This is a genomic window from Wolbachia endosymbiont (group B) of Pammene fasciana, from assembly GCF_947251495.1.
Taxonomy (GTDB): domain Bacteria; phylum Pseudomonadota; class Alphaproteobacteria; order Rickettsiales; family Anaplasmataceae; genus Wolbachia.
The window spans coordinates 511,788-536,940 of sequence record NZ_OX366360.1 but is presented as its reverse complement, the minus strand read 5'-3'; the positions used below and the strand labels follow the sequence as shown (position 1 = coordinate 536,940).

Below are 25,153 nucleotides of genomic sequence, written 5' to 3'. Positions count from 1 at the left end.
ATTACTATACTAATTATTTAGTTGTGAGGTAATAATGATTGGTAATTCATATAATAATAAAATTGAAGAGCAAAAAGATGATTATCATGACTTCATTCAAAGGTTTTTGTTTTTGCTCGGTAAGATAAAAGAAAAGAATAAATCAATTCACACTGCTGTAGCTAGTCTTCACATATTATCTTTTTTAATAAAATACAATGCCAATTTTAATGAAGATGAAGTGTATAAAGCCGTTATCCAAGATTTCAATAATGTAAAGGAGGCGAGACTAGAGCTTCAAGATAAGGCTAAAAAAGTATTGAATGGGTATATTGAAAGTGGTGTTGAAACAGTGTCAATATATGGTAGTTGTGCAGAAGTTAAATTGGGAGCTAATAAAAACAAATTCAAAGTCAGTGAGTTTTTGAATAGTAATTTCTGTCAAGATAATGGAATTTCAGGGTTTTCAACTCTGCATAGCAATGGAAAAAATGGAATGCACGGTTTTGTTTCTGAAGAAGGAATAAGGCACTATGTTGTAACTGATAGTGCATACGAAATGACTCTGAATTGGTGTGATGAGGACGGAAAAAAGTGCACTATTATAATTAATATTGATGCTAATGGTATAGAACTTATCGAGCGTAATCGTGTTACTGATGATCAATTGAAAGCAAATAAAAATGTAAAAATAGGTAACTTATTCTTGTATCAAATAAAATTTAGAAATAAGGAGAAAGGCAATCATAAATCATCTGAGATTGTGATAGAAAATAGTAATAGAAATATTAACATTCAAACAACTCAAGAAATTGAGCGTGGCATCAAAGAAGCTCAAATAGGTAGTACTAAAATGCAAGACAAAATTGCACAAGTTGTAGATGAAAGCTTAAACGAAAGAATTAATAAATTGGAAAAAGAAAATACAAGATTAACTGGAAATAATCAAACTATATTAGAACAATTACAGCAAAAAATGAGAGAGGTAGAGGAATTAAATGGAAAGGTAAGGGAAAAAGATGAAGTTTTGGCTGAAGTAACACAAAAACTCAAGCAGCTAAGTGATTCGGTAGAGAGTGAATTTGAAAAGAGAAGAGTAGAGAAGGAAGAGTTAGAATAGAAGTTAAGGAAAGCACAAAGAGAGATACAAAAGTTAAGTAAAGAAAAAGCTGAATTAGTGCAAGAAAAGCAACGCTTGGAAGAATATGCTAAAGTTCTAGTTGTCAAAATAGAAAAACTAACTGATCAAAGAAAGCGATCATATCTTAAACTGGATGAATTAGTGAATAAAAATAGAAGGTTAGAACAAGAATTGAATGATACTAAAAAAGAATTAGATGATAAATATAATCAAATCCAGAGATTAGAAAGTCAATCACATGAATTAGAATCTAAAAAAGTAACAGAATTGATGACATGTTTAGAAAAGAAAGAGAAAAAAATAGCAGAGTTAGAAGCGCAGTTGCAAAAAGAAAGTTCTGAAACTTATGATTTAATACTTAAATCATCGGATTTAGAAGAAGAAAAAAGACGATTACAAGAAAAGTTAAATGAAAAAACTCAAGAAGTGATTAAACTAACTGTAGATTTAGAAGAACTAAGTAAGCAATCGGAAGAGAAAGAAACTAAATATTTCAGTAGGATTAAAGAGTTAGAAAAAATTCTTAATAAAGAAAGAAAAAACAGTGAAGAGTTGGAAAATTATAGCATCAATCTGGAGGAAGAAAGTCAAATTCAACATGAAAAGTACAAAGAGTTACTATTTGAGAAGCATTCTATAAAAGAAGAAATTTCAGATTTGAATGATCAATCTTCATTAGTTCATCAGAATCGTGTGAGCTTAGCACAAGATTTGGCAAAAAACATGATATATTTGTTCAAAGAGAATGTAAGAGAAGGAGATAAAGTGATTATATCGCAGGAAACTGTATTAGAGATTTTGAATAGATTGGAGGAATTAATCAAGAATGTTGGAGTCAGTGATCAAGAAATAAAAGGAGTAATTGAAGAAATATCTGTACAAACTAATGATAGCCCTGCTCCTTCAGATATAAGTAATGGAGATTTATCAGCACTACCAAATAAAGAGCTGGATGAAGCTTCATATTCAGAAGATTTTGGATATTCTAGTAGATGTTCTACTCCTAGATGTTCTACTCCCGTCTGATGCCACCTTGTATTTTGAGTTTAGTTAGCATATCAACTAAAGTTTATCACTGGTACAATTGTGATAAGTGTTCTCCTCTACAGGTAAGATAATTTTAATCAATATATACAAGACTGCTGAAGTTTTGTATATGGGTGATGAGCAATTTACTTAATAAATATAATACATTTTATTTTATAGCTAGTTCTCTGGCTACTCTTACATTACTTACATCTTTAGCGCTTATTAATGTACCTAGTTCTTTAATTCTCGCTTTAGCTGTATTATCTGTTTTGGCTTTTATGATTTTGTATAAAATAATTATTGACACTAGGAAAGTGGGAAAGGAATTTGCTCACAAAGAGCGTGAGTTGACTCAAGAAAAGCACAATTTATACGAGGAAGGAAGAAAATTTGGTCAAAAAATAGAAGCTGAGAGGAAATCTTTTCTTAAAGAAAAAAAATCTTTGGAGGAGAAATTAGAAGCAAAAATGATCCATATAATTGGAATAACAGACGAATTAGAAAAAGTAACGAAGGAGAAAGATGAGCTTGCTGCACAAGAAAAAGAACTACTCCATAAAATCTCATATTTGTGTAAACAGTTACAGGAAAAAGAAGCTAATCTAACTGAGAGGAAAAAACTTATAATCGAATTGAAAAGAAAAATAGACAATGATAAATATGAGGAATTATATAAGGAAGTAGAGAAATTATTCAAAGAAAAAGAGGAGTTATCTAAGGAAATAGATAAATTACGTAAAGAGAAACATATACTATATATGAAAAAAGAAGAATTACATAAAAGAAAAGAAGAACTTTGTGTGAAATTAGATGAATTACAATGTAAATTTAAAGAAATTGATCAGAAAAATAAAAACTTATCTCAAGAGTTAAAAAGGAAATTTGAAGAGCTAGATAAAGCAGACGGTTTAATTAAAAATCAATCTTTTGAGTTAGACAGAATAAGACAAGATTGTAATAACGAAGTGAAAAATTTAAGAAATTCACTTTTAGAGCGAGACAGTCAAATAAAACAACTTCAATATGTGATAGATAAGATAGAAGAATCGATAAGAGAAAATGAAACAATTAAAGGTTATAGCAAAAAAATAATATTAGGGGAGACTCAGAAAATAAAATTTATATTAGGGCAGCTTGTGCAATTCAAGCCAATGAAAGGTTCCAAAACATCGGAGGAAACGTCTGATTCTTTACAGGAAGATCTTGGATATGCCAGTCGTTCACCCACTCCGACCAGATTATCGTGTTCAGTGTCTGTACAAAGCATTGCAAGTGGACCAATCCCTGAATATGGATTGTAAAATGCAACAATTACTCTTATTATAAAAAAAATTATACAAGATAATGAACCCAATAATATGCGCACTGGATACACAAGATTTGAATGAAGCTATATCTTTAGCTAATGCTCTGCGTGATAAGGTTGGCATGGTAAAACTTGGGTTAGAATTTTTTGCTGCACATGGTCCTTCTGGAGTGAGAGAAGTTGCAAAATGCAATGTACCAATTTTTTTAGATCTAAAATTGTATGATATTCCAAACACTGTAGCTAGAACAGTTGAAGCAATAAAAGCTCTAGATGTTGAAATGCTAACATTGCATATCAGTGGTGGAACAAAAATGCTTAAAGAAGCACTAAGTATAGTGCAAGGAAAGAAAATAAAGCTAATTGGAGTAACAGTACTAACTAGTATGGGCAATGAAGATCTTAGTGAACTCGGAGTGGCAAGAGAAACAAAATCACAGGTAATTTTGCTGGCAAAGCTTGCAAAAAAGATTGGACTGCATGGAATAGTTTGCTCTGCACTAGAAGCTCAAGAAGTGCGCCAAGGATGTGGTAAAGACTTTAAAATTATTACTCCAGGAATCCGTATGAATCGAGGTCATGATGATCAAAAAAGGACAGCAACACCAAAAGAAGCAATAAATTCAGGAGCTGATTATATCGTAATTGGCAGACCAATTACAAAAAGCGGCAATCCCGCAAGTAGTGCAGAATTAATATTGAAATCCCTTACTGATTGAAGCAGGAGAGCGGCAAGGTAGATAAGGTACCATAGAATAAAAGCAACAAACGGTATGTATCCGTTCAGCAGGGTGGCAAAACAAGGTAGACGAGAAAAGATAACTAAATGGGTGTCATCCTAGTGCTTGACCATTTTTCTTTTTTTTCTGGATTCCAGCGGGCTTTGTTGCACCACTCAAGGAAAGAACAGGCAGTTACTGATGGAATTTGTTATAAAATAGATATTTAGCCGACAAAGGAAAAATACGCCAATAAGAATGAAAGTCAGTAACTGCAATGAATATAACAAATTTCTTCAAGAAAGGGGAAATGTTTTTCATTATATCAACGATGCCATTGAAAATTGGTACGAAAATAGTCCAAAAGTAGCAGGTGGCAACAATGTCTACAGCGACAAAGTAGTGATTCTAATTCACATAATAACCTATCTATTCAGGATTGGTCTTAGGCAAACAGTGGGATTTATAGAGAAATATCTTGAGCAAATAGGGAAAATTTTGCAAATTATCAGCTATTCGCAGGCTTCAAGAAGGTTTAAAAAGCTTAATATCAAAATCAACGACTGCAGAGTTGATAAGAACGATATGGAAGATATTGAAATTGCTATAGATAGTACAGGTATCAGCATCTACAATAATATTCCAGGCCATAGTAAGGCAAATGGTACAGATAGAAAGTATCGCCGCTATGAGCAAACAAGAAAGCTACATGTAATGCTAGAGATAGGTAGTAAAAAAGTTATAGCTGCAAAATACAGTAGTGGAGTTTATTCCGACCACTATGGAGCCTGTGATCTTATTGAAAGAGTGGATACCAAGTATAACATAAGCACGATATATGCAGATAGGGCATATAATCGAAAGAAGTTATACAAACTGTGCGATGAGCTTGACATAAAGACAAGGATTCCTCCGCAAAATAATGCAGTAGAGCATCCAAAGTTGGATTATATGAATGAGAGAAATTCTACAATCAAGCTCATAAAGTCATATGATGAAGATGGTATGAAGAGGTGGAAAAAAGAGATAAATTATTGGAAGAGATCTTATATAGAAAGTTTTTTCTCGCGACTGAAGCAAATATTTGGATTTAGTTTTAGGAATAAATCTGAGATTAATCGTGAGAAGGAACTGCTACTCAAGTGTTATTTGCTTAACAAATTTACTGAAATAGGCATGGCTAAGTTTGATATAGCTTCATGAATTTATTATACATTACCCACTATCCGAAGAGCTGTGCAACAAAGCCCACTGGGATCCAGTTAAATTTACAGGTATAAAAGTAATCAACGTTTCTGGTGATGATAGAAAAATGGATCCCAGCACAGGATACCATTTATTGTTTTGGCAAATTTGTACAGCTACGTACTTTATTTGCACATTCTTCTGAACAGATACGCAGCGAAAAAAAATGCTTGACACAAAAAAATGGATGCTGTATAGTACTGACAATTAAGTATAATATTTAGGGTGGTGTAATACTACACTGCTTTTTTTACTTCAACAAGTAATCAGTATCATTTTTCTCTCGTTACCAAGTAGCTTACGTTTATTTGTATCTACCATGAAGCCAATGCTGGAATGGCTTTGTTGCACAGCTCTTCGGATAGTGGGTAATGTATAATAAATTCATGAAGCTATATCAAACTTAGCCATGCCTATTTCAGTAAATTTGTTAAGCAAATAACACTTGAGTAGCAGTTCCTTCTCACGATTAATCTCAGATTTATTCCTAAAACTAAATCCAAATATTTGCTTCAGTCGCGAGAAAAAACTTTCTATATAAGATCTCTTCCAATAATTTATCTCTTTTTTCCACCTCTTCATACCATCTTCATCATATGACTTTATGAGCTTGATTGTAGAATTTCTCTCATTCATATAATCCAACTTTGGATGCTCTACTGCATTATTTTGCGGAGGAATCCTTGTCTTTATGTCAAGCTCATCGCACAGTTTGTATAACTTCTTTCGATTATATGCCCTATCTGCATATATCGTGCTTATGTTATACTTGGTATCCACTCTTTCAATAAGATCACAGGCTCCATAGTGGTCGGAATAAACTCCACTACTGTATTTTGCAGCTATAACTTTTTTACTACCTATCTCTAGCATTACATGTAGCTTTCTTGTTTGCTCATAGCGGCGATACTTTCTATCTGTACCATTTGCCTTACTATGGCCTGGAATATTATTGTAGATGCTGATACCTGTACTATCTATAGCAATTTCAATATCTTCCATATCGTTCTTATCAACTCTGCAGTCGTTGATTTTGATATTAAGCTTTTTAAACCTTCTTGAAGCCTGCGAATAGCTGATAATTTGCAAAATTTTCCCTATTTGCTCAAGATATTTCTCTATAAATCCCACTGTTTGCCTAAGACCAATCCTGAATAGATAGGTTATTATGTGAATTAGAATCACTACTTTGTCGCTGTAGACATTGTTGCCACCTGCTACTTTTGGACTATTTTCGTACCAATTTTCAATGGCATCGTTGATATAATGAAAAACATTTCCCCTTTCTTGAAGAAATTTGTTATATTCATTGCAGTTACTGACTTTCATTCTTATTGGCATATTTTTCCTTTGTCGGCTAAATATCTATTTTATAACAAATTCCATCAGTAACTGCCTGTTCTTTCCTTGAGTGGTGCAACAAAGCCTGCTGGCATCCAGAAAAAAGACCGGTGAATGGCAGGCACGAGCATTATACGTATACAGTTGTATGAACGTTGTTTACCATGAGGGCGCCATCCCAGCACTGGGATCCATATTGTAAACAAGCGTTTGAGTTATACTAAGCTGCCATTCACCGGTCTTTTTTCTGAATGCAGTTTGCATGACAACAAAAAGGTACTGAGATTACTGATAAAGATTACCTTCAAACTACAATACTATTCTAATTTTATTTTTAAAGGAGGCTATTATGTCACTTACCGATATCGCTCACCGTGTTAATGAACTCGCTTCATCATGGGAGCAATTTAAATTAATAAATGATCGCAAACTAAAAGAAATCGAAAGCAAAGGACCTGAGCAGCTATGCAAGATAAATAGTAATATTGATAATTGCAAAGAGCGCTTAGATTTTATTGAAACTTCAGCTCAACGCCCAGAGATTAGCACAGATTTTAATACAGGTGATAAATATTTTTCTGATTATATTCGCAAAGGAATGGAAAGTAGGTTATCACACAAAACCCTAAGTGGAGATGACAATGATATTGGAGGGTATTTAGTTACTCCTCACATTGTAAAACGGATAAACAAGCGTATAGCTGATTCATCTCCAATGCGGCAAATATGTTCTAGTCAAAGAATCTCTACTGAAACATTGGATTATATTATAGAAGATTGTGACCGTGCTGGTGCAGGTTGGAGTGGTGAAGTCGTAGAGGACGAAGATGGTGGCTATAAATCTAAGTATGATTTTACACAAGACACAAGTACACCTAAAATTCAAAAGATTTCCATCACAACTTATGAGCTCTATGCTCAGCCGCAAATATCACAAAAATTGCTCGATGATGCATTTGTCAATGTTGAAAGTTGGCTTGTAGAAAAGGTTGCCGAAACTTTCAGTAAGAAAGAGAATGAAGCCTTTATTAAAGGTGATGGCACTTTTCAGCCTAAAGGAATTTTAGCTTACGAAGATAAAATAGAGCAAATCAAAGCTGATAAGCTAGACAGCGACGCCATAATGATATTGTACTACTCTCTAAATGAACATTACTCTAAAAATGCATCATTTTTAATGAACAGGAGTACGTTAAAGGACGTGAGGCTACTAAAATCTGAAACAGGTCAGTATCTCTGGCAGCCGAGTTTATCGCTTGAAACTCCAGATACTTTGATGGGAATACCAGTATATCAATCTGCTGATATGCCACCTACAATGATTGCAGTAGCGGATTTCAAACAAGCTTATAAGATCGTAGATAACAGAGGAATGAGAATACTTAGAGACCCTTATACAAACAAACCTTATGTTAGATTTTTTGTCACTAAGCGTGTTGGCGGGGAAGTTGTAAACACCAGTGCTATTAAATTGTTGAAAATTGCGAATAAGTACTAATATTTTATACTATTTTATAAAATAGTTGATATGTTATATTTTTTATGCAATAATTAAATTATTATTAATTCAAGGAGTAAAATATGTTAAAAAAAATAAAAAACTTTTTTCAGTCGATTGCAGGAAGAATTGCATCAGTCTGGAACAGCATTAAAAACTTGTGGTCTAGTAATAAGGCAAACCTAGTAAGTGACCCTAAGGAAAGGATAGTGGCGTTATCTTTTGTAGAATTGAGCGACGGTAAAATAGGGTTGGTTATACCGCAAGGTGTAACACTTCCAAACAATAAAGATGGACATGGTAATGTAATTGATGGTGAGTTTCGTTTCGATTCACATGATGGTAGAAATTTATATATTACAGGTCGTTACGACTCGGAAATGATGATAGAAAATGGCAAGATATGTCTATCTATAAATTCAGTTGGGACTCTAGATGGCAAAGAAGTTTATGGTGATAATAAACCAGAAAAAATGAAAAAGCTTTTATTAAGTTCAAAAATTAATGATCCAAAAGTAAAACAACATGCTACTGATACTAGTCAATCTCTTAATGCACATTCACTATAGCAAACTGTTAAAAAGAGCACCTCCTTTGGTGCTCTTTTTTTCTTTATAAGTTTTCTCCATAGGAGAAAATTGACTAATTACAATTTTTCGTATCAATTTTCAATAGATTCATCGATGTATAGCTATAGTTTTATCAGTGTAAGGCTAAATATGCTAAGCTTATAAAGATGACAAAGCTTCAAAAAAAGCCTAACATAGTGGAAAAAGCTTTATGAAAATCAAAGTTGGAGTAATAGGCTGCTTAGGCAGAATGGGTAAGAAAATACTCAATGAATTAATTACGAATACCAAAGTGGAAATAGCAGGTGCTGTTGCTCGCTTGGGCAGTGAGTATATAGGCTTAGATATTGGGCCTATTGTAGGCAATAATTGCAATTTAGGAATCAAAATTACAAGTTCTATTAGTGAGGTATTTGAATCGTCCGATGTTGTAATAGATTTTACAACTAAAGAATGTATGCTAGAATGCCTTAAGGCGGCCGTGAAATTTAAAAAACCGCTAGTTAGTGGCACAACTGGAATAGAAGGTCTAAATTTTAAAGAATATGCTGCTAAAGTTCCAATATTATGGTCAGCAAATATGAGTGTTGGAGTTAATGTGTTGCTGAAATTGGTAAAAGAAGCTGCCAAGCTTTTAGGTAATGAGTATGACGTTGAAATTTGGGAAATGCATCACAATTTAAAAAAGGATTCACCATCTGGAACAGCTATAGAGTTTGGTAAAGCAGTTGCTAACGCTGCAAAAGTGGATTTTGAGCTCAATCAATATTCACATAATAATTCAAATATAATAGGGAAAGGAGGAATAGGCTTTGCAGTATCTCGTGGAGGTGGAGTAATAGGAGATCACAGTGTCATGTTTGTCAATTCCGATGAACGAGTAGAATTAAATCACAAGGCAATTGATCGTACAACGTTTGCTAGAGGGGCGGTTCAGGCAGCAATATGGTTGTGCGAGAATAAAACTCCAGGACTTTATTCAATGCAGGATTTAGTATGAACGATAAATACGCTTTCGTTAAAAATTTAAATCTTTGGTATGGCTCTAAACAAGTTTTATTCGATATAAATTTGAATATTTGCAAAAAGAAAGTCACAACTTTTATCGGACCTTCTGGGTGCGGTAAATCGACATTTTTGCGTTGTTTCAATCGTATGAATGATTACGTACCTGGATGTAGAGCGACTGGTGAACTGGTAATCGATGGGCTGGGTAATATATATTCACGTGATATGGATGTTGTATTGCTCAGAGCAAAAGTTGGTATGGTATTTCAAAAACCCAATCCTTTTCCAAAGTCAATATATGATAATGTTGCTTATGGGTCTAAGTTGCATGGAATGGTGAAAAATAAGCAAAAATTAGATGAAATAGTAGAGAGTAGTTTAACTAAGGTTGGTTTATGGGAAGAGTTGAAAGATAGATTGCAAGATAGTGCACTAAATTTATCTGGTGGCCAGCAACAAAGATTATGCATTGCTCGTGCAATTGCAGTAAAGCCAACTATTTTATTAATGGATGAACCATGCTCTGCCCTTGATCCAATGGCAACCAACGCAATCGAAAACCTTATACAAGAGTTAAAATTGAGGTTCACCATAATTATGGTAACTCATTCGATGAAGCAAGCTAAAAAATTATCTGACAGCATAGTTTTCTTTTGCAATGGCAAGATTGTTGAATTCGGAAGTACTCAAGAAATCTTTGAAAATGCTCAGTCTCCTTTAACGAAGGAGTATATTCTGGATCATTAGCTTAATAGTTGATATTTTAATTTTTTCTATGTATAATTTTATCAAGTTTGTTGTGATAGGGGGTTAAAATGTTTAGTACAAGTGAAGCAACAAAAAAGTTGTTTAAAGCTATTGAATTTCAAAATGCTAGTGGTGAAAGAATAACACCTGAGGAAGCTTGGAATCATTTTCAACAAGCATTGAAAGAAGGAGCGAATGTTAACGCTTTTGAGGATGGGATGACACCTTTGATGTGCATTATTTCAGCTTTTGTTACTAGTAATAACGATGAACATCAATATTTAGAGCTTATGGCTAAGTTGCTTGTAGAACATAAAAAAATCGATTTAAATATTAAAAGCAAGCAAGCTGTTATGGAGAGAAGACCAAAGGAACATGATGGTTATCCAGTTTACGAATTTGAGGAGAGAGAAGTAGTAGATAGGAGTCCATATCTTCGCTGCATATACCTTGACAATTCACAACCTGTTAATGAAGGATTTATACCTCAAAATTATGCTCGTGCAGAGGAGGAAATTAAGACCGGCAAGAAGGAAAAAAATACAGCTCTACACATTGCTTGCAAGTTGGGAAATGTAAACATGATAGAAATATTACTTACACATCCAAATATCAAACCTAATATTAAAAACTATGAAAACAAAAGTCCAAGAAATTGTATTGCAGGACATGTCAAGAAAGCAATAGAACCAGAATTCCTAAAGATAGAAGCAGTCGCTCAAAAAAGGAAACAAACTAATTATGCTTGTGCTTTTTTGTTATCTGGAGTATTTGCTGTTGGTCTATGTTTCGTAGTTGACAACCCAGTTCCACTTGCTGCAACTTCGTTGCTTTTTTTTGCAATAGGATGTGGTTTTCTGTATAGAGCAAATACAGTTATTAATGATGTAAGCTTCTCTCAAGTTATTGTGAACGAACGTGCTAGTGATTTATCTGTTCAGGTAAGGTGTCATTCCAGCACTTGACGCTGGAATGGCTTTGTTGCACAGCTCTTCGGATAGTGGGTAATGTATAATAAATTCATGAAGCTATATCAAACTTAGCCATGCCTATTTCAGTAAATTTGTTAAGCAAATAACACTTGAGTAGCAGTTCCTTCTCACGATTAATCTCAGATTTATTCCTAAAACTAAATCCAAATATTTGCTTCAGTCGCGAGAAAAAACTTTCTATATAAGATCTCTTCCAATAATTTATCTCTTTTTTCCACCTCTTCATACCATCTTCATCATATGACTTTATGAGCTTGATTGTAGAATTTCTCTCATTCATATAATCCAACTTTGGATGCTCTACTGCATTATTTTGCGGAGGAATCCTTGTCTTTATGTCAAGCTCATCGCACAGTTTGTATAACTTCTTTCGATTATATGCCCTATCTGCATATATCGTGCTTATGTTATACTTGGTATCCACTCTTTCAATAAGATCACAGGCTCCATAGTGGTCGGAATAAACTCCACTACTGTATTTTGCAGCTATAACTTTTTTACTACCTATCTCTAGCATTACATGTAGCTTTCTTGTTTGCTCATAGCGGCGATACTTTCTATCTGTACCATTTGCCTTACTATGGCCTGGAATATTATTGTAGATGCTGATACCTGTACTATCTATAGCAATTTCAATATCTTCCATATCGTTCTTATCAACTCTGCAGTCGTTGATTTTGATATTAAGCTTTTTAAACCTTCTTGAAGCCTGCGAATAGCTGATAATTTGCAAAATTTTCCCTATTTGCTCAAGATATTTCTCTATAAATCCCACTGTTTGCCTAAGACCAATCCTGAATAGATAGGTTATTATGTGAATTAGAATCACTACTTTGTCGCTGTAGACATTGTTGCCACCTGCTACTTTTGGACTATTTTCGTACCAATTTTCAATGGCATCGTTGATATAATGAAAAACATTTCCCCTTTCTTGAAGAAATTTGTTATATTCATTGCAGTTACTGACTTTCATTCTTATTGGCGTATTTTTCCTTTGTCGGCTAAATATCTATTTTATAACAAATTCCATCAGTAACTGCCTGTTCTTTCCTTGAGTGGTGCAACAAAGCCATCCCAGTGTCAGCTACTAGAATGACAGGAGTATGAAATGGGGCTACTTGACCATTTAGTTGTCTTTTCTCGTCTACCTTATTTTATCACTCTGCTGAACAGATACCTTTACTTTTTATGATTTCATTGGCAAGAATACGGCTTTCAAAATCGACACTTATTATGTCGGATAGTGAGTTAATATCAGAGTACTTGTCAAAGTTTTCTATTGTTGATTTTACTACCTCTACTACTTCTAAAAAGCCGATTCGTGACTTCAAAAATTCGTTAACAGCTATCTCATTTGCAGCGTTCAAAACAATACTATTTGTATGTGGAGAAGAAGAATTTAACACTTCCATGCTTAGCTTTAGTGAAGAAAAACATTTGTGGTCTGGTTCTTGAAAGGTCAATTTTTTTTGTTTTGTTAAGTCTAACTTGTAGTTCAAAGTTGATCTTTCTGGCCAAGACAAAGCATATGCAATGGGAATTTCCATATCAGTTTCTGCAAGCACAGCAAAGCTAAACCCATCCTGGTAAACTACAACTCCATGTACTATCGATTCAGGATGCACTACTGCTTCAATTCTATTTGGGCTAATTTTAAACAAATGATGTGCTTCTATTATTTCTAGTGCTTTATTCATCATTGTTGCACTATCAACTGAGATTTTCTTTCCCATTTTCCAAGTAGGGTGACTTAGTGCCTGATTTACTGTAATATTTTTTAATTGTTCAAGGCTATAATTTAAAAATGGTCCACCAGAGGCAGTGAGTATAATCTTTTCTACACATTTATCATCATTTTGCAAAACTTGAAAAATTGCGTTGTGTTCAGAGTCGATGGGAATTATTTGTACGCTCCTTTCTTTAGCTTTTTCAAGCAGTAACTTGCCACCACAAACAATGCTTTCTTTATTTGCTAGGGCAATAACTTTAGTACCACTTTCTATAACCTTTATAACTGGCTCAAGGCCTGCGATGCCAACTATTACAATAACTGAGAGATCAACAGGTAGAGAAGCAACATTTGCTAGACCTGGAGCACCAACTTCTACTTTGACGTTTGTACCAAGTAGATCTTCTTTTAAATCTTTGTAGAACCTTTCATCAGAAATGGCAGCATATTTTGCATTAAGTAGATTTGCCTGTTGTGCTAGCAGAGCAAAGTTAGAATTGGCACTTAGTGCTTCCACCTGATATTCTTCCTTTCTCTTTAAGAGCAAATCTACAGTCTTTTTTCCAATGCTTCCTGTTGATCCTAAAACTGAAACTTTTTTCACTAATTACAATAAAATCTTCTTAGTTATTTAGTAACCAAGCTCATGATCATCACCAACAGATGGTGAAGGACCAGGTGAAAAAGATTGGCCATGATGATCACCTGCATCATGCATATCATGCAAACCATCGGCACTTTGAGCTATTTCATTGTTAGAGTGGGGATAATCATCCGGATGATGCCCCTCATCACCGTAGTCCATACCCATTCCTTCTGATGGCATATCTTCTCCACCTCCACCTGAAAAATATTCAGCAAGACTTTCAAGAAATTTTATGCCAAACATATTACCTGATTTCCCAAATAACGTTACTAGACTGCTACCACTGACCAAACCTTCAAACACATTATTATAAGCAGCAATTGCTCCTTCATGAAAGTTGAACATCCACTTCATTCCATCCACAATTGTTGCAACAGAGTCACTATGACCAAGACCGAAACCACTTTTCTCACTAGCGGCTTCCTGGTGTTGCTGCTGTGCCTGCCATTCTGCAATATTTGGACCTTGTGCTTCACTCATAAACTTTTATTCTAAGCCTTAAGCTATTATTTTACCAAAAACACTGTAAAATATCAATTGTTTAAGAGAGGTTATCATAAAAATATCTAACACTAAGCTATTTTTATGATTCTGATTACTCTATACCAAAACATCGATGATGTGCTGTGATAACAAAGTGATGACTTGAGGTTTAAGATAGCTTCTATTTCTTCTTAGAAGACTGCTCCTCTCTCTTTCCTTTTTATTTTATTATCTTAATATTAACTTACTCATAAATTATTGACAAGTACTAATAATTTAATTATCATTAATATTATATTAATAATGAGGAAGAAAAATGCTTACTAATAATAATAACACACCATCATCAGCTCCGCCACCACCCCCACCTCCGGGTTGGAAGAACACTGATAAGCATAACGATAAAGATGGAAAATCTCCTAGTGTTACTGCAGAAAAAAGCAGCAGTGGCACTCAATTAAAAAGAGGTCTATCTGAGGTTTCTAATCCAAATTTTCTCGAAGAGTTGAAAAATAATTCAAAATTAAAGGAAGCAAATAATGCGAGTGACAAAACTGCAGATAAAGGAAGCAAGAATAGTATTCATGTTAAGAATCCAGAAACCAGAAATAGCGCTCAGTCAAAAGAAGAAGATAATGCGAGTGACAAAACTAAAAATGACAGAAGCAATACTAAACAGGTTGTGCCGAAAAAACCTATGACTGGACAACATAATGGTGTACAGTCTGATAGTGAAAATCAAAAGTCATCTGTAGCAGAACAAAAAAAGGCAACTGGCTTAAAATATTCAATTGCTATTTTGTTATTATTTACATCAGGTGCTGTAGCTGGAGTATGCACGTATTTTATGATTTCGGCTGTATCAAGTGGTGTTGCAGTACCAGTGCTTTTTGCAGTTATTGCTTCTGTTTCTGCATTGGTTATGTTGAGCTCAGCTGTATATCTTATCAATTCACACATTTCTGCAATAAACAGCGAGAAAGGAGTTGATCCTGGTAGAAAACAATCACAATATAGTGAATTGCAGAAAGAAACAGAAAGCTTGGAACACAGCAATACTACTATATCATCTCCAAAAATGTCTGGAACACCCAGTACACCGCCACCACCTCCTCTGCCACCTGTGAAATCAAAAGATCTGTCTACAGCACCAAGGGTAACAAGAAAAAGTAGCCCTAGTGATGCTAACCAAAAAAATGTGCAGCAAAAACAATCTAATACCTCAGTGGATGCTCGAAGCGATCTACTTGCAGCGATTAGACAAACTCGTACTTTGAAAAAAGTTCCAGATGAAGAGAAAAATTATCTTCCTAAGGATGATTTGAAAATACCTCAAAAACAAGAGGAGGAAAGTACTCCTGGGAAGCAAGAGAACGGCGTACAACCGCTAAATCAAAATCAATCACAAAATAGTGATTCACAGGAGGCAAAAAAGCTTGAACATAGCAATAGTGATACTACTACAGGTCCAATAAGGAAAGTTGAAAGTCAAAAAACTGACAAAGAGCCAAGCAATAGCGAGAGTATGCAACAAGGAGATTATATGAATGATAATTTGAAAAGAACAGTTCTAGGACGAAGAAAGGAAATGTATTGTCAATATGAACAGCTAGATTCCTTAGAGAAACGAGATGATTCTCTTTATAGTTTGGAAGGATCACTTATAGAACCAAATAACACGTCCAATAAAGAGCTAAAGAACCCCGTACAAGGGCTAAACGAATCAAGAGTATTCCAGAATATAATGTTCAGTACAAATTCATTACTAAATAGCCCTAGTAATAATTTATTGAGCAATAGTGGTAATGTACCTGATGATGAAGATTGGGAAACACAACCACATTCTATACCTTGCATCAACCTTGATAAGACAAGACAAGAGATGAGACAGGAGAAAAAGGAGAAAGGTGCTTCTCCTTCTACAACAAAAGGAAGTGGTGCAGACCAAGTGAGTAATGAGGTGCAAGACCCATCTACTCTTCCTTTGAACGAGCGCAGGGAAATATTTGCTGCAAAAGTGTGAAGTGGCTGATTTCAAAGTTTTATGCAGAAAACAAAGGCTATGAGCTCAAAGTAGGCACAACACACTTTAAATAAGTTTACCTACAGGTCTGATTGTACTAAGATTACTTAGTACAATCAGATTTATCAAATGCGTTTATCTCAATATTACCTGCCAACTTTAAAAGAAACCCCTGCTGGTGCTGAAATTATTTCTCATCAATATTTGTTACGTGCGGGCTTAATCAAGCAGACAGCATCTGGAATTTATTCTTGGCTGCCGCTTGGTCTTTTGGTACTTAAAAATATTGAAAATATTATCAGAGATGAAATTGGTGCGATTGAAGTGTTAATGCCTTGTGTGCAGCCAGCAAGTCTTTGGCGAGAGTCAGGACGTTACGATGATTACGGCAAAGAAATGCTACGTATTAAAGATAGGCATGAAAGCGATATGCTTTTTGGTCCAACACATGAGGAGGTGGTAACTGATTTGATTAGAAATACGGTAAAAAGTTACAAAGATTTACCACTTTGTTTATATCAAATTCAGTGGAAGTTTCGTGACGAAGTAAGACCTCGTTATGGCGTTATGAGAGGCAGGGAATTTCTGATGAAGGATGCATACAGTTTTGATGTAGATTACGAAGGTGCACTGAATTCATATAATTTGATGTATAAAACTTACATAAAAATCTTCAAACGAATGGGGCTTACTCCAATTGGAGTGAGGGCAGATACAGGACCAATTGGAGGAAATTTAAGTCATGAATTTCATATATTGGCAAACACCGGTGAGAGCACTCTATATTATGACAATAAACTTTTTGAATTACTAGAAAGCGAAGATATTGAAAGCCTGAAGAGCATATATGCAGTTGCAGACGATATGCATGATCCTAAAATTTGTCCTATACCGCAAGAACAGTTAAATGTTAGTAAAGGTATTGAAATAGGGCATATTTTTTATTTTGGCGACAAATATTCAAAGCCTATGAAGGCAAGTGTTACTTCTCAAGATGGAAAAAATGTTAACATGCATATGGGTTCGTATGGTATTGGAGTTTCAAGGCTTGTTGGCGCAATAATAGAAGCTTTCCATGATGATAAAGGAATTATCTGGCCAGAGGCAGTAGCTCCTTTTAAGGTTGGTTTGATCAATTTACAAACAAAAGTAACGGAGGCTGCAGATAAAATATACAAAGCTTTGAAAAGCGATGAAGTGCTTTATGATGATACGGACGAAAGTGTAGGAGTGAAATTTGCCAGAATGGATCTGATAGGCTTGCCGTGGCAAATAATTATTGGAAAGAAAGCAGTAACTTCAAATATAGTTGAAGTAAAAAATAGAGCAACTGGCGAGGTAGAGGAAATACAAGTTGAAGAAGCAATAAATCGTTTTAGCGCAAAATGATATACGGTATTGGCACTGACATAGTATATATACCCAGAATATTGAGAATATCACAAAAATACGGGGAAAAATTTCTCAATAAAATCTATACTAAGAAGGAGATAGAGATAAGCAAAAAATATAATAGCCAAGAAGTAAGGGCAAAATATTTTGCTAAACGCTTTGCTGCAAAGGAAGCTTTTGTTAAAGCGCTAGGCACTGGATTCAGCCAGGGAATTATAATGAAAGATATAGAAATATACAGTAATATCAGGGGAAAACCACATCTTGCTATCACAAAGGATTTCATCTCAAAAGACTACAAGATACACCTTTCTCTAAGTGATGATCAAGATTATGCTACTGCGTTTGTTGTAATTTGCGTTTAGTAGATATTGTTTAGTACATATGATTTCAAAAATTTTTTTTGAAATTATACTTTGACCTACACAGATCGACCTTTTTGTGAATCCTGGTTTCTGCTTTCTTCAACTTGTTTTGCAAAAGACGTCTCTTGTGTATTCATATGTTGAAGTGGTTTAGCAATTTCGCGTACAACGGCAGTAACTGCGGTTAAAAATGCTTTCAGAAGTGCACCTAGAGCTCCACCAACTGCTTCCCTACCATATATACGAGCTTGCTTTTCATTATCATCAGCAGTTTCCCCTGCCCTCCTTCGTGGATCCATTCTATGAGCAATAACTGAAAACAACACCCCCCTAATTGAAGACTTCACTCGTGCTTTTGCCTTCTGAACATCCCCATCACTTGCTACTTCATGTTTTTCCCTACTATTCATTAGCTCCTTTTGTTGTTGAAAACTTAAGATCTCTTCCATCAGTTGTTTCTTTCTCTTTTCCAGAACTCTTTTCTTGGACTCTGATTTATCGCGAGTGTGTTTTGTGGTTTCAAGTTCTACATCAATATCCTCAGATGCTGCTTGGCTATATAAGGTTTCTATGAGCCTATCTATACTTCGCTTTACTTGCATAGTCCTTTCGTAACTATCTAAATTATCAACTCCTTCATCAATTTGACTTAAAATATCCTCGAAAGGTTTTAAATACTCTTTAAATTGCTCTTCGAGCTGATTTTCATTCTTCAAATTCCTTTCTCTTCTGTCATCGCTATTCTCTTCAACATTATCATCACCTTCTTCGAAAAGATCCTCATCGTTCATAATTTTTTTTAATTTATTCCCACTTATTATTATTGTATATGAAAAAATTAAATTAACACTAATGAAAAGTGTTCACAACTTCAGCACTGGCTAAAACTACAGTGAAGCTGTCAAAAGTGGCAGGATCATAATATCTCTCATACAATTCAACCGAACACCTGAGTTTTATCTTCTCCTTAGCATTAAAACTAATCTCATAATCATTATTAGAGTTTAACATTGCAGAATTACGCAATAATTCATCAGCCAATACTGAATTTAAAATGCCATTAATCTTTATTGTAATCTTTCTACTTCCAGCACAATCAAGCACTTTTCTCCAGCCAAAAGAGGAAATATCTTTCATCTCCTCTTTGTTATTACGCAAAGTAAACCTTAAGTTTCGTATATTATTCAGCACAACAAAATTATTGTCATGACCTTTAATTTTCAGCTGTAATTTGCTCATCGCTACCTCCTTGTATTAAAATATCAAAATTAATTGTTGAATGTAAAACTTCATCATGCTGATTTATAGCACAATTACTTTCCAAAATGGTCTCACTACTAATGCTCTTTACCACCAAGCCAACATGCTTTATAGCAGCAAGCATGCTGCTTATATGATAAGTATATATGTCGCATGAAAATCTTACTTTTGTAGCAAAATTAGATAGCATATGCAGGTTAACATAATTTACTATGCGCAATCTCAGATAAGGAATAGTAACCTGCTTAGGCAGGTAATCATAGATGTTAGTAACATATTTCTTTAAATCAGAGTTTGCTTTTAATGCTGCATAAATACTATTATACAACTCATTTATAATTTGAATTTTTTCCATCTCACAGATACGGCTAAGAACATTGCAATTTGTAGGTACAACAGATGGTGTCATCACATGCCCAGACACTGGTTCACTTTATAATGATGTCATTCCAGTAGCTCTTTCTTGTCATCCCAGTACTGGGATGGCTTTGTTGCATGGCTCAAGTAAAAAAAACTGGAAGTTACTGACAGAAATCATTATAAAACAGGTATTTAACCACCAATATGCCAGTCAAAATGAAGGTCAGTAACTGCTACGAATATAACAAATTTCTTCAAAAAAGAGGAAATGTTTTTCATTTTGTTAATCAAGCCATAGAAAATTGGTATGAAAATAGTCCAAAAGTTGCAGGTGGCAATAACATTTATAGTGATAAAGTTGTAATTTTGATACATATAGTAGTCCATTTTTTTAGGATTGGCTTAAGACAAGCAGTTGGTTTCGTAAAAGGTTGTATAGAGCAAATGGGAAAAGACCTCAAAGTCATTAGCTATACTCAAGCTTCTAGAAGATTCAAAAAGCTTAACTTGAAAATTGATGATTGTAGAATTGATAAAAATGGTATGGAAAACATTGAAATAGCTATAGATAGCACCAGTATTTGTATCTATAACAACACCCATCAACGTATTCAACCACTATGGATTAAAATCCAAAGATTGAGAGAGAGCATAGAATGCTAACTTTCGACTTGAAAGTCACCAAATTTATCTTCTTTTTTAGAGTGATTTTCAATATAATTTTTTATCATTTCGTCAGTTACATTTCCGCTAGTCCTGACAAAGTAGCCTACTGCCCACAACCCAATATCTCTTTTTTAGCTCTGGAAAGTTTTGCTGGATTTTTCTGGAACTTTTTCCTTTTATTAACTGCACTAACTTACTAATACTTAAGTATGGGGGTACAGAAACGTATACGTGTACATGACTTGACGCAACTCTACCTCTGATAATTTCTACTTGATTATTTGCACATACTTCTTGTACAACTTCTTTAGCTTTCTGTCCAATATCTCCAACTAGTACTGGATATCGATATTTTGTTATCCACACTATGTGATATATATACAGAGTGACTGCTTTTTCTATAATATTCCACATTCTTTCAGATTTTTCACCTTAAAATTATATTCTTAAAAGGATGGACTTCAAGTCCAGGGTTTTTCTCCCAAATTTGGGACAATAAAGAAAATGCAAAAGTAAGAAAATATAATGGATATGATCAAGTAAGAAAGTTACATATTATTTTAAGTATAAATAATAAAAAAGTTATAGATATGAAGTACACTAATGGTACTACACTTGATTATCATGCGATATGTTAAAGGGAACAGTAGATAAATATAATATTTCATCTGTTCGCGCAGATGCAGCTTATGATAAAGCTAGTATGTATAAAGTGTGTAAAGGACATAATATAAAACCAATCATTCGACCAATAAAAGGTGCGAAAATCTATGAGAAAATTGATTATCAATTAGAAAGAAATAGCAACATTAATGTGATTAAATTATGTGAAAACTATGAGAACGGTATAAAGAAATGGACACAAGAAACAAAATATGGACTAAGATCCTTTGTTGAATGTTTTTTCTATAGGTTGAAAAAAACGTTTGGGTTTAGTCTCAAGAATAAATCTGAAATAAATCGTGAAAAAGAATTACTAATTAAGTGCTATTTGCTTAATAAATTTACTGATATAGGTATGGCTAAGTTCGAATTAGCTGCATGAATTTACTGTACCTACCTGCCTTATCAGGAGCTATGCAACAAAGCCATTCCAGCATCAAGTGCTATCTCTATAGGACTCCTCACTAATCCAAAATATTAATAAATTTACTAATTATAAAAAAGGCAAAAGAACCCACACGTAGTGAGTTTTAATAATTTAAGTTGGCGCTGTAATAATGTGCTAACAAGCGCGATTTGGCTGAATGTAGAAAAAATAAAAAAGACATGCAGCCACTATAATTTCGCCAATAAGTACCTTAAGTTTTTTACTGAGTTTTTGTCTGCAGGTCAAAAACAAGTTTTGAGTCATAAATACCCTCAATGTCATGATAAGGAAAGCTCGCAACATTTGTCAAGTAGTTTTCTTATCTTTTACAGGCATAATTTACATGCTACAATCAAATTTTCATAACTGGTGAATAAAAATGCAAAGAGACAAAATTAAAGTAGAAATAAAAAAGTTATCACATGGCGAAAGCCTGCCTCTTCCCTGTTATGCAACTATGCAGAGTGCTGGCATGGATCTTTATGCTGCATTGAATGACTCTGCTGTTTTAAATCCACTTGAGAGATTACTTGTTCCAACTGGAATTGTGATTGCAATACCAAACGGTTTTGAGGGGCAAATCCGCCCACGTTCTGGGCTTGCTGCAAAACATGGAATCACTGTCTTAAATTCTCCGGGCACTATAGACTCCGATTATCGAGGTGAAGTTAAAGTTTGCCTAATCAATCTAAGTAATCAGCCATATGAAATAAAAAGAGGAGATAGAATTGCACAAATTCTTATCACTCCTGTACCTGAGATAATTTGGAACAACATAGAAGAATTCTATGCAAAAGAAACTGCTCGCAATGAAGGAGGCTTTGGCTCAAGTGGTAGATAATTTATTGTCCCAAATTTGGGAGAAAAACCCTGGACTTGAAGTCCATCCTTTTAAGAATATAATTTTAAGGTGAAAAATCTGAAAGAATGTGGAATATTATAGAAAAAGCAGTCACTCTGTATATATATCACATAGTGTGGATAACAAAATATCGATATCCAGTACTAGTTGGAGATATTGGACAGAAAGCTAAAGAAGTTGTACAAGAAGTATGTGCAAATAATCAAGTAGAAATTATCAGAGGTAGAGTTGCGTCAAGTCATGTACACGTATACGTTTCTGTACCCCCATACTTAAGTATTAGTAAGTTAGTGCAGTTAATAAAAGGAAAAAGTTCCAGAAAAATCCAGCAAAACTTTCCAGAGCTAAAAAAGAGATATTGGGTTGTGGGCAGTAGGCTACTTTGTCAGGACTAGCGGAAATGTAACTGACGAAATGATAAAAAATTATATTGAAAATCACTCTAAAAAAGAAGATAAATTTGGTGACTTTCAAGTCGAAAGTTAGCATTCTATGCTCTCTCTCAATCTTTGGATTTTAATCCATAGTGGTTGAATGTTTATAAGTTGACAATAATAATTCTTTACATACAACTTTAATTAATTTAAATGAGGCAATTATGTTAATTTTTAAAAACCACCGTGGCCAGCTCCACAAAACAAATACTGCACTTTTAGTACTTACTTCTCTGTATGTTATAGGCGCAGCAGTAGCACTTTCATCACCATATTTGATGTCTTCAACTTATATACTTGCTCCACTTGCAGCTTTTGCAGCTACACCACTTGGAATGAGTGTTTTAGCATTTGTTACTGTTGCACTGATTAGTTTAGCAATATATTCCTTCATGAAAAATAATGAAATATCTGAACTTAAAGCTCCGAGAATTGTTGCTGGTAGCTCTCAAAGATACCTGATGTTGCAGGTAACAAATAAAGATCTTGAATTTATTGAAAAGAACTATAAGAACGAAAATGGTGAATATACTATAGATTTTACTAACTCAAAAGGCGAAGTATTCAAAGCTGAGAGTTATGGTCAGATCAGATATATTGGTAATCCTGATCCAATCTTGCTTGGCAACACTAAACTCCTTGATATACATCAGCTATACAAGAAGAAAGGGGATAGTACATTTGAACAGATAAATTGTGGACAGGAGTTAAAAACGTTAGGTTTAAACGTTGAAGAAAATAATGTTCAAGAACTAACCATCGAATTTGTGCCAAGCTCAACTGTTAAATCATCAAAAGTTGAACAACAACAACAAGAGGAAGGAAAACCATTAAAAATTTTAGTATAAAATAGGCAGACTAAATAAGTCTGCCCTTCACTTTTTAGTGTTAGGTTACTTAAGCTTATTATAGAAGCTGTCTCAAAGTATCCGTTCAGATGCATGACTAATGTGTAAATATCGAAGCAAAAGTGGTGTCATCCCAGTGCTTGACACTGGGATGGCTTTGTTGCACCACTCAAGGAAAGAACAGGCAGTTACTGATGGAATTTGTTATAAAATAGATATTTAGCCGACAAAGGAAAAATATGCCAATAAGAATGAAAGTCAGTAACTGCAATGAATATAACAAATTTCTTCAAGAAAGGGGAAATGTTTTTCATTATATCAACGATGCCATTGAAAATTGGTACGAAAATAGTCCAAAAGTAGCAGGTGGCAACAATGTCTACAGCGACAAAGTAGTGATTCTAATTCACATAATAACCTATCTATTCAGGATTGGTCTTAGGCAAACAGTGGGATTTATAGAGAAATATCTTGAGCAAATAGGGAAAATTTTGCAAATTATCAGCTATTCGCAGGCTTCAAGAAGGTTTAAAAAGCTTAATATCAAAATCAACGACTGCAGAGTTGATAAGAACGATATGGAAGATATTGAAATTGCTATAGATAGTACAGGTATCAGCATCTACAATAATATTCCAGGCCATAGTAAGGCAAATGGTACAGATAGAAAGTATCGCCGCTATGAGCAAACAAGAAAGCTACATGTAATGCTAGAGATAGGTAGTAAAAAAGTTATAGCTGCAAAATACAGTAGTGGAGTTTATTCCGACCACTATGGAGCCTGTGATCTTATTGAAAGAGTGGATACCAAGTATAACATAAGCACGATATATGCAGATAGGGCATATAATCGAAAGAAGTTATACAAACTGTGCGATGAGCTTGACATAAAGACAAGGATTCCTCCGCAAAATAATGCAGTAGAGCATCCAAAGTTGGATTATATGAATGAGAGAAATTCTACAATCAAGCTCATAAAGTCATATGATGAAGATGGTATGAAGAGGTGGAAAAAAGAGATAAATTATTGGAAGAGATCTTATATAGAAAGTTTTTTCTCGCGACTGAAGCAAATATTTGGATTTAGTTTTAGGAATAAATCTGAGATTAATCGTGAGAAGGAACTGCTACTCAAGTGTTATTTGCTTAACAAATTTACTGAAATAGGCATGGCTAAGTTTGATATAGCTTCATGAATTTATTATACATTACCCACTATCCGAAGAGCTGTGCAACAAAGCCCACTGGGATCCAGTTTTCTTTACCAAAAGTGTTTCATTCTATAACGCAAAATCCATACTTACCAAACCGAATGCATTACTTGCAATCTCGATCCCAATGTCAAGCACTGGGATGACAGAAAAAGGAGCACTGCCATCATATTGGATAACACCATTTATTTCTATAGCTGTCTTTTCTAT

At 34.3% G+C, this 25,153-nt stretch carries 25 protein-coding genes and 3 pseudogenes; 20 read left to right on the top strand and 8 right to left on the bottom strand.

Translation table 11 applies throughout. From position 1 onward, the window contains the following. The first annotated feature begins 34 nt into the window (after positions 1–34). From OPR29_RS02410 to OPR29_RS02390, 5 genes are all read left to right on the top strand, one after another. The gene (locus OPR29_RS02410) at positions 35–1,099 is read left to right on the top strand and encodes a hypothetical protein (protein WP_265025399.1); all 1,065 of its coding nucleotides are present in this window, start codon (positions 35–37) and stop codon (positions 1,097–1,099) included. Positions 1,100–1,156: 57 nt separating this feature from the next. Next, positions 1,157–2,146, top strand: coding sequence for a coiled-coil domain-containing protein (locus tag OPR29_RS02405; protein WP_265025398.1), 990 nt, complete (start codon positions 1,157–1,159; stop codon positions 2,144–2,146). Positions 2,147–2,283: 137 nt separating this feature from the next. Further along, positions 2,284–3,450, top strand: a complete 1,167-nt coding sequence (locus OPR29_RS02400; RefSeq protein ID WP_265025397.1) for a hypothetical protein — start codon at positions 2,284–2,286, stop codon at positions 3,448–3,450. A gap of 43 nt (positions 3,451–3,493) precedes the next feature. Then, positions 3,494–4,174: an orotidine-5'-phosphate decarboxylase gene (gene pyrF / locus OPR29_RS02395; RefSeq protein ID WP_265025396.1), complete on the top strand. Its 681-nt coding sequence runs from the start codon at positions 3,494–3,496 to the stop codon at positions 4,172–4,174. Between the two features lie 258 nt (positions 4,175–4,432). Continuing rightward, positions 4,433–5,377, top strand: a complete 945-nt coding sequence (locus OPR29_RS02390) for an IS5 family transposase (protein WP_265025390.1) — start codon at positions 4,433–4,435, stop codon at positions 5,375–5,377. Between the two features lie 426 nt (positions 5,378–5,803). Here the strand turns inward: OPR29_RS02390 and OPR29_RS02385 are convergent, their stop codons facing one another. Next, a complete protein-coding gene (locus OPR29_RS02385) occupies positions 5,804–6,760 on the bottom strand; it encodes an IS5 family transposase (RefSeq protein WP_213863789.1) in 957 nt (318 codons plus the stop codon). A gap of 349 nt (positions 6,761–7,109) precedes the next feature. Here OPR29_RS02385 and OPR29_RS02380 point away from each other — a divergent pair, with 349 nt between their 5' ends. The 5 genes from OPR29_RS02380 (at position 7,110) to OPR29_RS02360 (ending at position 11,547) form a co-directional block, all read left to right on the top strand. Further along, positions 7,110–8,258, top strand: coding sequence for a phage major capsid protein (locus OPR29_RS02380; RefSeq protein WP_265025395.1), 1,149 nt, complete (start codon positions 7,110–7,112; stop codon positions 8,256–8,258). 83 nt (positions 8,259–8,341) lie between these two features. Continuing rightward, positions 8,342–8,827, top strand: coding sequence for a hypothetical protein (locus tag OPR29_RS02375; protein WP_265025394.1), 486 nt, complete (start codon positions 8,342–8,344; stop codon positions 8,825–8,827). Between the two features lie 211 nt (positions 8,828–9,038). Beyond that, a complete protein-coding gene (gene dapB, locus OPR29_RS02370; RefSeq protein WP_265025393.1) occupies positions 9,039–9,827 on the top strand; it encodes a 4-hydroxy-tetrahydrodipicolinate reductase in 789 nt (262 codons plus the stop codon). Further along, positions 9,824–10,582, top strand: a complete 759-nt coding sequence (gene pstB, locus OPR29_RS02365; protein WP_265025392.1) for a phosphate ABC transporter ATP-binding protein PstB — start codon at positions 9,824–9,826, stop codon at positions 10,580–10,582. The genes dapB and pstB overlap by 4 nt, the downstream gene beginning before the upstream one ends. A gap of 68 nt (positions 10,583–10,650) precedes the next feature. Then, entirely contained in the window at positions 10,651–11,547 is an 897-nt protein-coding gene (locus OPR29_RS02360) for an ankyrin repeat domain-containing protein (protein WP_265025391.1), read from the top strand. A 55-nt stretch (positions 11,548–11,602) separates the two neighbouring features. On the opposite strand, the gene OPR29_RS02355 is transcribed toward OPR29_RS02360, so the two are convergent. The 3 genes from OPR29_RS02355 to OPR29_RS02345 all read right to left on the bottom strand — a co-directional run bounded on the left by OPR29_RS02355 (position 11,603) and on the right by OPR29_RS02345 (position 14,429). After that, complete coding sequence (locus OPR29_RS02355; protein ID WP_265025390.1) at positions 11,603–12,547, bottom strand: IS5 family transposase; 945 nt, start codon at positions 12,545–12,547, stop codon at positions 11,603–11,605. Positions 12,548–12,731: 184 nt separating this feature from the next. Next, complete coding sequence (gene dxr / locus OPR29_RS02350; RefSeq protein ID WP_265025389.1) at positions 12,732–13,907, bottom strand: 1-deoxy-D-xylulose-5-phosphate reductoisomerase; 1,176 nt, start codon at positions 13,905–13,907, stop codon at positions 12,732–12,734. A 27-nt stretch (positions 13,908–13,934) separates the two neighbouring features. Next, positions 13,935–14,429, bottom strand: coding sequence for a hypothetical protein (locus tag OPR29_RS02345; protein ID WP_010406678.1), 495 nt, complete (start codon positions 14,427–14,429; stop codon positions 13,935–13,937). Between the two features lie 319 nt (positions 14,430–14,748). On the opposite strand from OPR29_RS02345, the gene OPR29_RS02340 reads away from it, so the two are divergent. From OPR29_RS02340 to OPR29_RS02330, 3 genes are all read left to right on the top strand, one after another. Then, a complete protein-coding gene (locus OPR29_RS02340; RefSeq protein WP_265025388.1) occupies positions 14,749–16,455 on the top strand; it encodes a WH2 domain-containing protein in 1,707 nt (568 codons plus the stop codon). Between the two features lie 129 nt (positions 16,456–16,584). Then, on the top strand, positions 16,585–17,844 hold the full coding sequence (gene proS, locus OPR29_RS02335; RefSeq protein ID WP_010401164.1) for a proline--tRNA ligase: 1,260 nt from the start codon (positions 16,585–16,587) through the stop codon (positions 17,842–17,844). Then, entirely contained in the window at positions 17,841–18,212 is a 372-nt protein-coding gene (locus OPR29_RS02330) for a holo-[acyl-carrier-protein] synthase (RefSeq protein ID WP_019236308.1), read from the top strand. The genes proS and OPR29_RS02330 overlap by 4 nt, the downstream gene beginning before the upstream one ends. A 56-nt stretch (positions 18,213–18,268) precedes the next feature. On the opposite strand, the gene OPR29_RS02325 is transcribed toward OPR29_RS02330, so the two are convergent. From OPR29_RS02325 to gp17, 3 genes are read right to left on the bottom strand one after another with little or no spacing between them, the layout of a single operon-like run. Further along, positions 18,269–19,003, bottom strand: a complete 735-nt coding sequence (locus tag OPR29_RS02325; protein ID WP_254229603.1) for a hypothetical protein — start codon at positions 19,001–19,003, stop codon at positions 18,269–18,271. Between the two features lie 58 nt (positions 19,004–19,061). Continuing rightward, positions 19,062–19,451, bottom strand: coding sequence for a phage tail tube protein (locus tag OPR29_RS02320; protein ID WP_007302803.1), 390 nt, complete (start codon positions 19,449–19,451; stop codon positions 19,062–19,064). Continuing rightward, the gene (gene gp17 / locus OPR29_RS02315; RefSeq protein WP_039833195.1) at positions 19,426–19,827 is read right to left on the bottom strand and encodes a tail completion protein gp17; all 402 of its coding nucleotides are present in this window, start codon (positions 19,825–19,827) and stop codon (positions 19,426–19,428) included. The genes OPR29_RS02320 and gp17 overlap by 26 nt, the downstream gene beginning before the upstream one ends. A gap of 209 nt (positions 19,828–20,036) precedes the next feature. Here gp17 and OPR29_RS02310 point away from each other — a divergent pair. Further along, positions 20,037–20,429 (top strand): annotated as a pseudogene (locus OPR29_RS02310) (transposase); the annotation flags it as partial. 62 nt (positions 20,430–20,491) lie between these two features. On the opposite strand, the pseudogene tnpA (OPR29_RS02305) reads toward OPR29_RS02310, so the two are convergent. Next, a pseudogene (tnpA, locus tag OPR29_RS02305) lies at positions 20,492–20,910 on the bottom strand (IS200/IS605 family transposase). Between the two features lie 219 nt (positions 20,911–21,129). Here tnpA (OPR29_RS02305) and OPR29_RS02300 point away from each other — a divergent pair. The 6 genes and pseudogenes from OPR29_RS02300 (at position 21,130) to OPR29_RS02275 (ending at position 24,928) form a co-directional block, all read left to right on the top strand. Further along, positions 21,130–21,543: a transposase gene (locus OPR29_RS02300; protein WP_264374475.1), complete on the top strand. Its 414-nt coding sequence runs from the start codon at positions 21,130–21,132 to the stop codon at positions 21,541–21,543. Positions 21,544–21,967: 424 nt separating this feature from the next. Then, complete coding sequence (gene dut, locus OPR29_RS02295; protein ID WP_052264873.1) at positions 21,968–22,429, top strand: dUTP diphosphatase; 462 nt, start codon at positions 21,968–21,970, stop codon at positions 22,427–22,429. An 88-nt stretch (positions 22,430–22,517) separates the two neighbouring features. Beyond that, positions 22,518–22,936 (top strand): annotated as a pseudogene (gene tnpA / locus OPR29_RS02290) (IS200/IS605 family transposase). A 112-nt stretch (positions 22,937–23,048) separates the two neighbouring features. Next, positions 23,049–23,732 carry a hypothetical protein gene (locus tag OPR29_RS02285; protein ID WP_265025386.1) on the top strand — a complete coding sequence of 228 codons (684 nt, stop codon included), beginning with the start codon at positions 23,049–23,051 and terminating at the stop codon, positions 23,730–23,732. Between the two features lie 100 nt (positions 23,733–23,832). Then, positions 23,833–23,955 carry a hypothetical protein gene (locus OPR29_RS02280; protein ID WP_265025385.1) on the top strand — a complete coding sequence of 41 codons (123 nt, stop codon included), beginning with the start codon at positions 23,833–23,835 and terminating at the stop codon, positions 23,953–23,955. A gap of 16 nt (positions 23,956–23,971) precedes the next feature. Beyond that, positions 23,972–24,928, top strand: coding sequence for an IS5 family transposase (locus OPR29_RS02275; RefSeq protein WP_213863789.1), 957 nt, complete (start codon positions 23,972–23,974; stop codon positions 24,926–24,928). The last annotated feature ends 225 nt before the right edge of the window (positions 24,929–25,153 follow it).

What these genes read in the sequence shown, in the direction of transcription:
- OPR29_RS02400 (WP_265025397.1), top strand. Translation starts at nt 2,284, where the DNA reads ATGAGCAATTTACTTAATAAATATAATACATTTTATTTTATAGCTAGT.
- OPR29_RS02340 (WP_265025388.1), top strand. Translation starts at nt 14,749, where the DNA reads ATGCTTACTAATAATAATAACACACCATCATCAGCTCCGCCACCACCC.
- OPR29_RS02275 (WP_213863789.1), top strand. Translation starts at nt 23,972, where the DNA reads ATGCCAATAAGAATGAAAGTCAGTAACTGCAATGAATATAACAAATTT.
- OPR29_RS02410 (WP_265025399.1), top strand. Translation starts at nt 35, where the DNA reads ATGATTGGTAATTCATATAATAATAAAATTGAAGAGCAAAAAGATGAT.
- OPR29_RS02385 (WP_213863789.1), bottom strand. Translation starts at nt 6,760, where the DNA reads ATGCCAATAAGAATGAAAGTCAGTAACTGCAATGAATATAACAAATTT.
- OPR29_RS02375 (WP_265025394.1), top strand. Translation starts at nt 8,342, where the DNA reads ATGTTAAAAAAAATAAAAAACTTTTTTCAGTCGATTGCAGGAAGAATT.
- gp17 (WP_039833195.1), bottom strand. Translation starts at nt 19,827, where the DNA reads ATGGAAAAAATTCAAATTATAAATGAGTTGTATAATAGTATTTATGCA.
- OPR29_RS02330 (WP_019236308.1), top strand. Translation starts at nt 17,841, where the DNA reads ATGATATACGGTATTGGCACTGACATAGTATATATACCCAGAATATTG.
- proS (WP_010401164.1), top strand. Translation starts at nt 16,585, where the DNA reads ATGCGTTTATCTCAATATTACCTGCCAACTTTAAAAGAAACCCCTGCT.
- OPR29_RS02280 (WP_265025385.1), top strand. Translation starts at nt 23,833, where the DNA reads ATGTGTAAATATCGAAGCAAAAGTGGTGTCATCCCAGTGCTTGACACT.
- OPR29_RS02285 (WP_265025386.1), top strand. Translation starts at nt 23,049, where the DNA reads ATGTTAATTTTTAAAAACCACCGTGGCCAGCTCCACAAAACAAATACT.
- OPR29_RS02355 (WP_265025390.1), bottom strand. Translation starts at nt 12,547, where the DNA reads ATGAAAGTCAGTAACTGCAATGAATATAACAAATTTCTTCAAGAAAGG.
- OPR29_RS02320 (WP_007302803.1), bottom strand. Translation starts at nt 19,451, where the DNA reads ATGAGCAAATTACAGCTGAAAATTAAAGGTCATGACAATAATTTTGTT.
- OPR29_RS02360 (WP_265025391.1), top strand. Translation starts at nt 10,651, where the DNA reads ATGTTTAGTACAAGTGAAGCAACAAAAAAGTTGTTTAAAGCTATTGAA.
- OPR29_RS02300 (WP_264374475.1), top strand. Translation starts at nt 21,130, where the DNA reads ATGTTAAAGGGAACAGTAGATAAATATAATATTTCATCTGTTCGCGCA.
- OPR29_RS02380 (WP_265025395.1), top strand. Translation starts at nt 7,110, where the DNA reads ATGTCACTTACCGATATCGCTCACCGTGTTAATGAACTCGCTTCATCA.
- OPR29_RS02325 (WP_254229603.1), bottom strand. Translation starts at nt 19,003, where the DNA reads ATGAACGATGAGGATCTTTTCGAAGAAGGTGATGATAATGTTGAAGAG.
- OPR29_RS02390 (WP_265025390.1), top strand. Translation starts at nt 4,433, where the DNA reads ATGAAAGTCAGTAACTGCAATGAATATAACAAATTTCTTCAAGAAAGG.
- OPR29_RS02345 (WP_010406678.1), bottom strand. Translation starts at nt 14,429, where the DNA reads ATGAGTGAAGCACAAGGTCCAAATATTGCAGAATGGCAGGCACAGCAG.
- pyrF (WP_265025396.1), top strand. Translation starts at nt 3,494, where the DNA reads ATGAACCCAATAATATGCGCACTGGATACACAAGATTTGAATGAAGCT.
- dut (WP_052264873.1), top strand. Translation starts at nt 21,968, where the DNA reads ATGCAAAGAGACAAAATTAAAGTAGAAATAAAAAAGTTATCACATGGC.
- dapB (WP_265025393.1), top strand. Translation starts at nt 9,039, where the DNA reads ATGAAAATCAAAGTTGGAGTAATAGGCTGCTTAGGCAGAATGGGTAAG.
- pstB (WP_265025392.1), top strand. Translation starts at nt 9,824, where the DNA reads ATGAACGATAAATACGCTTTCGTTAAAAATTTAAATCTTTGGTATGGC.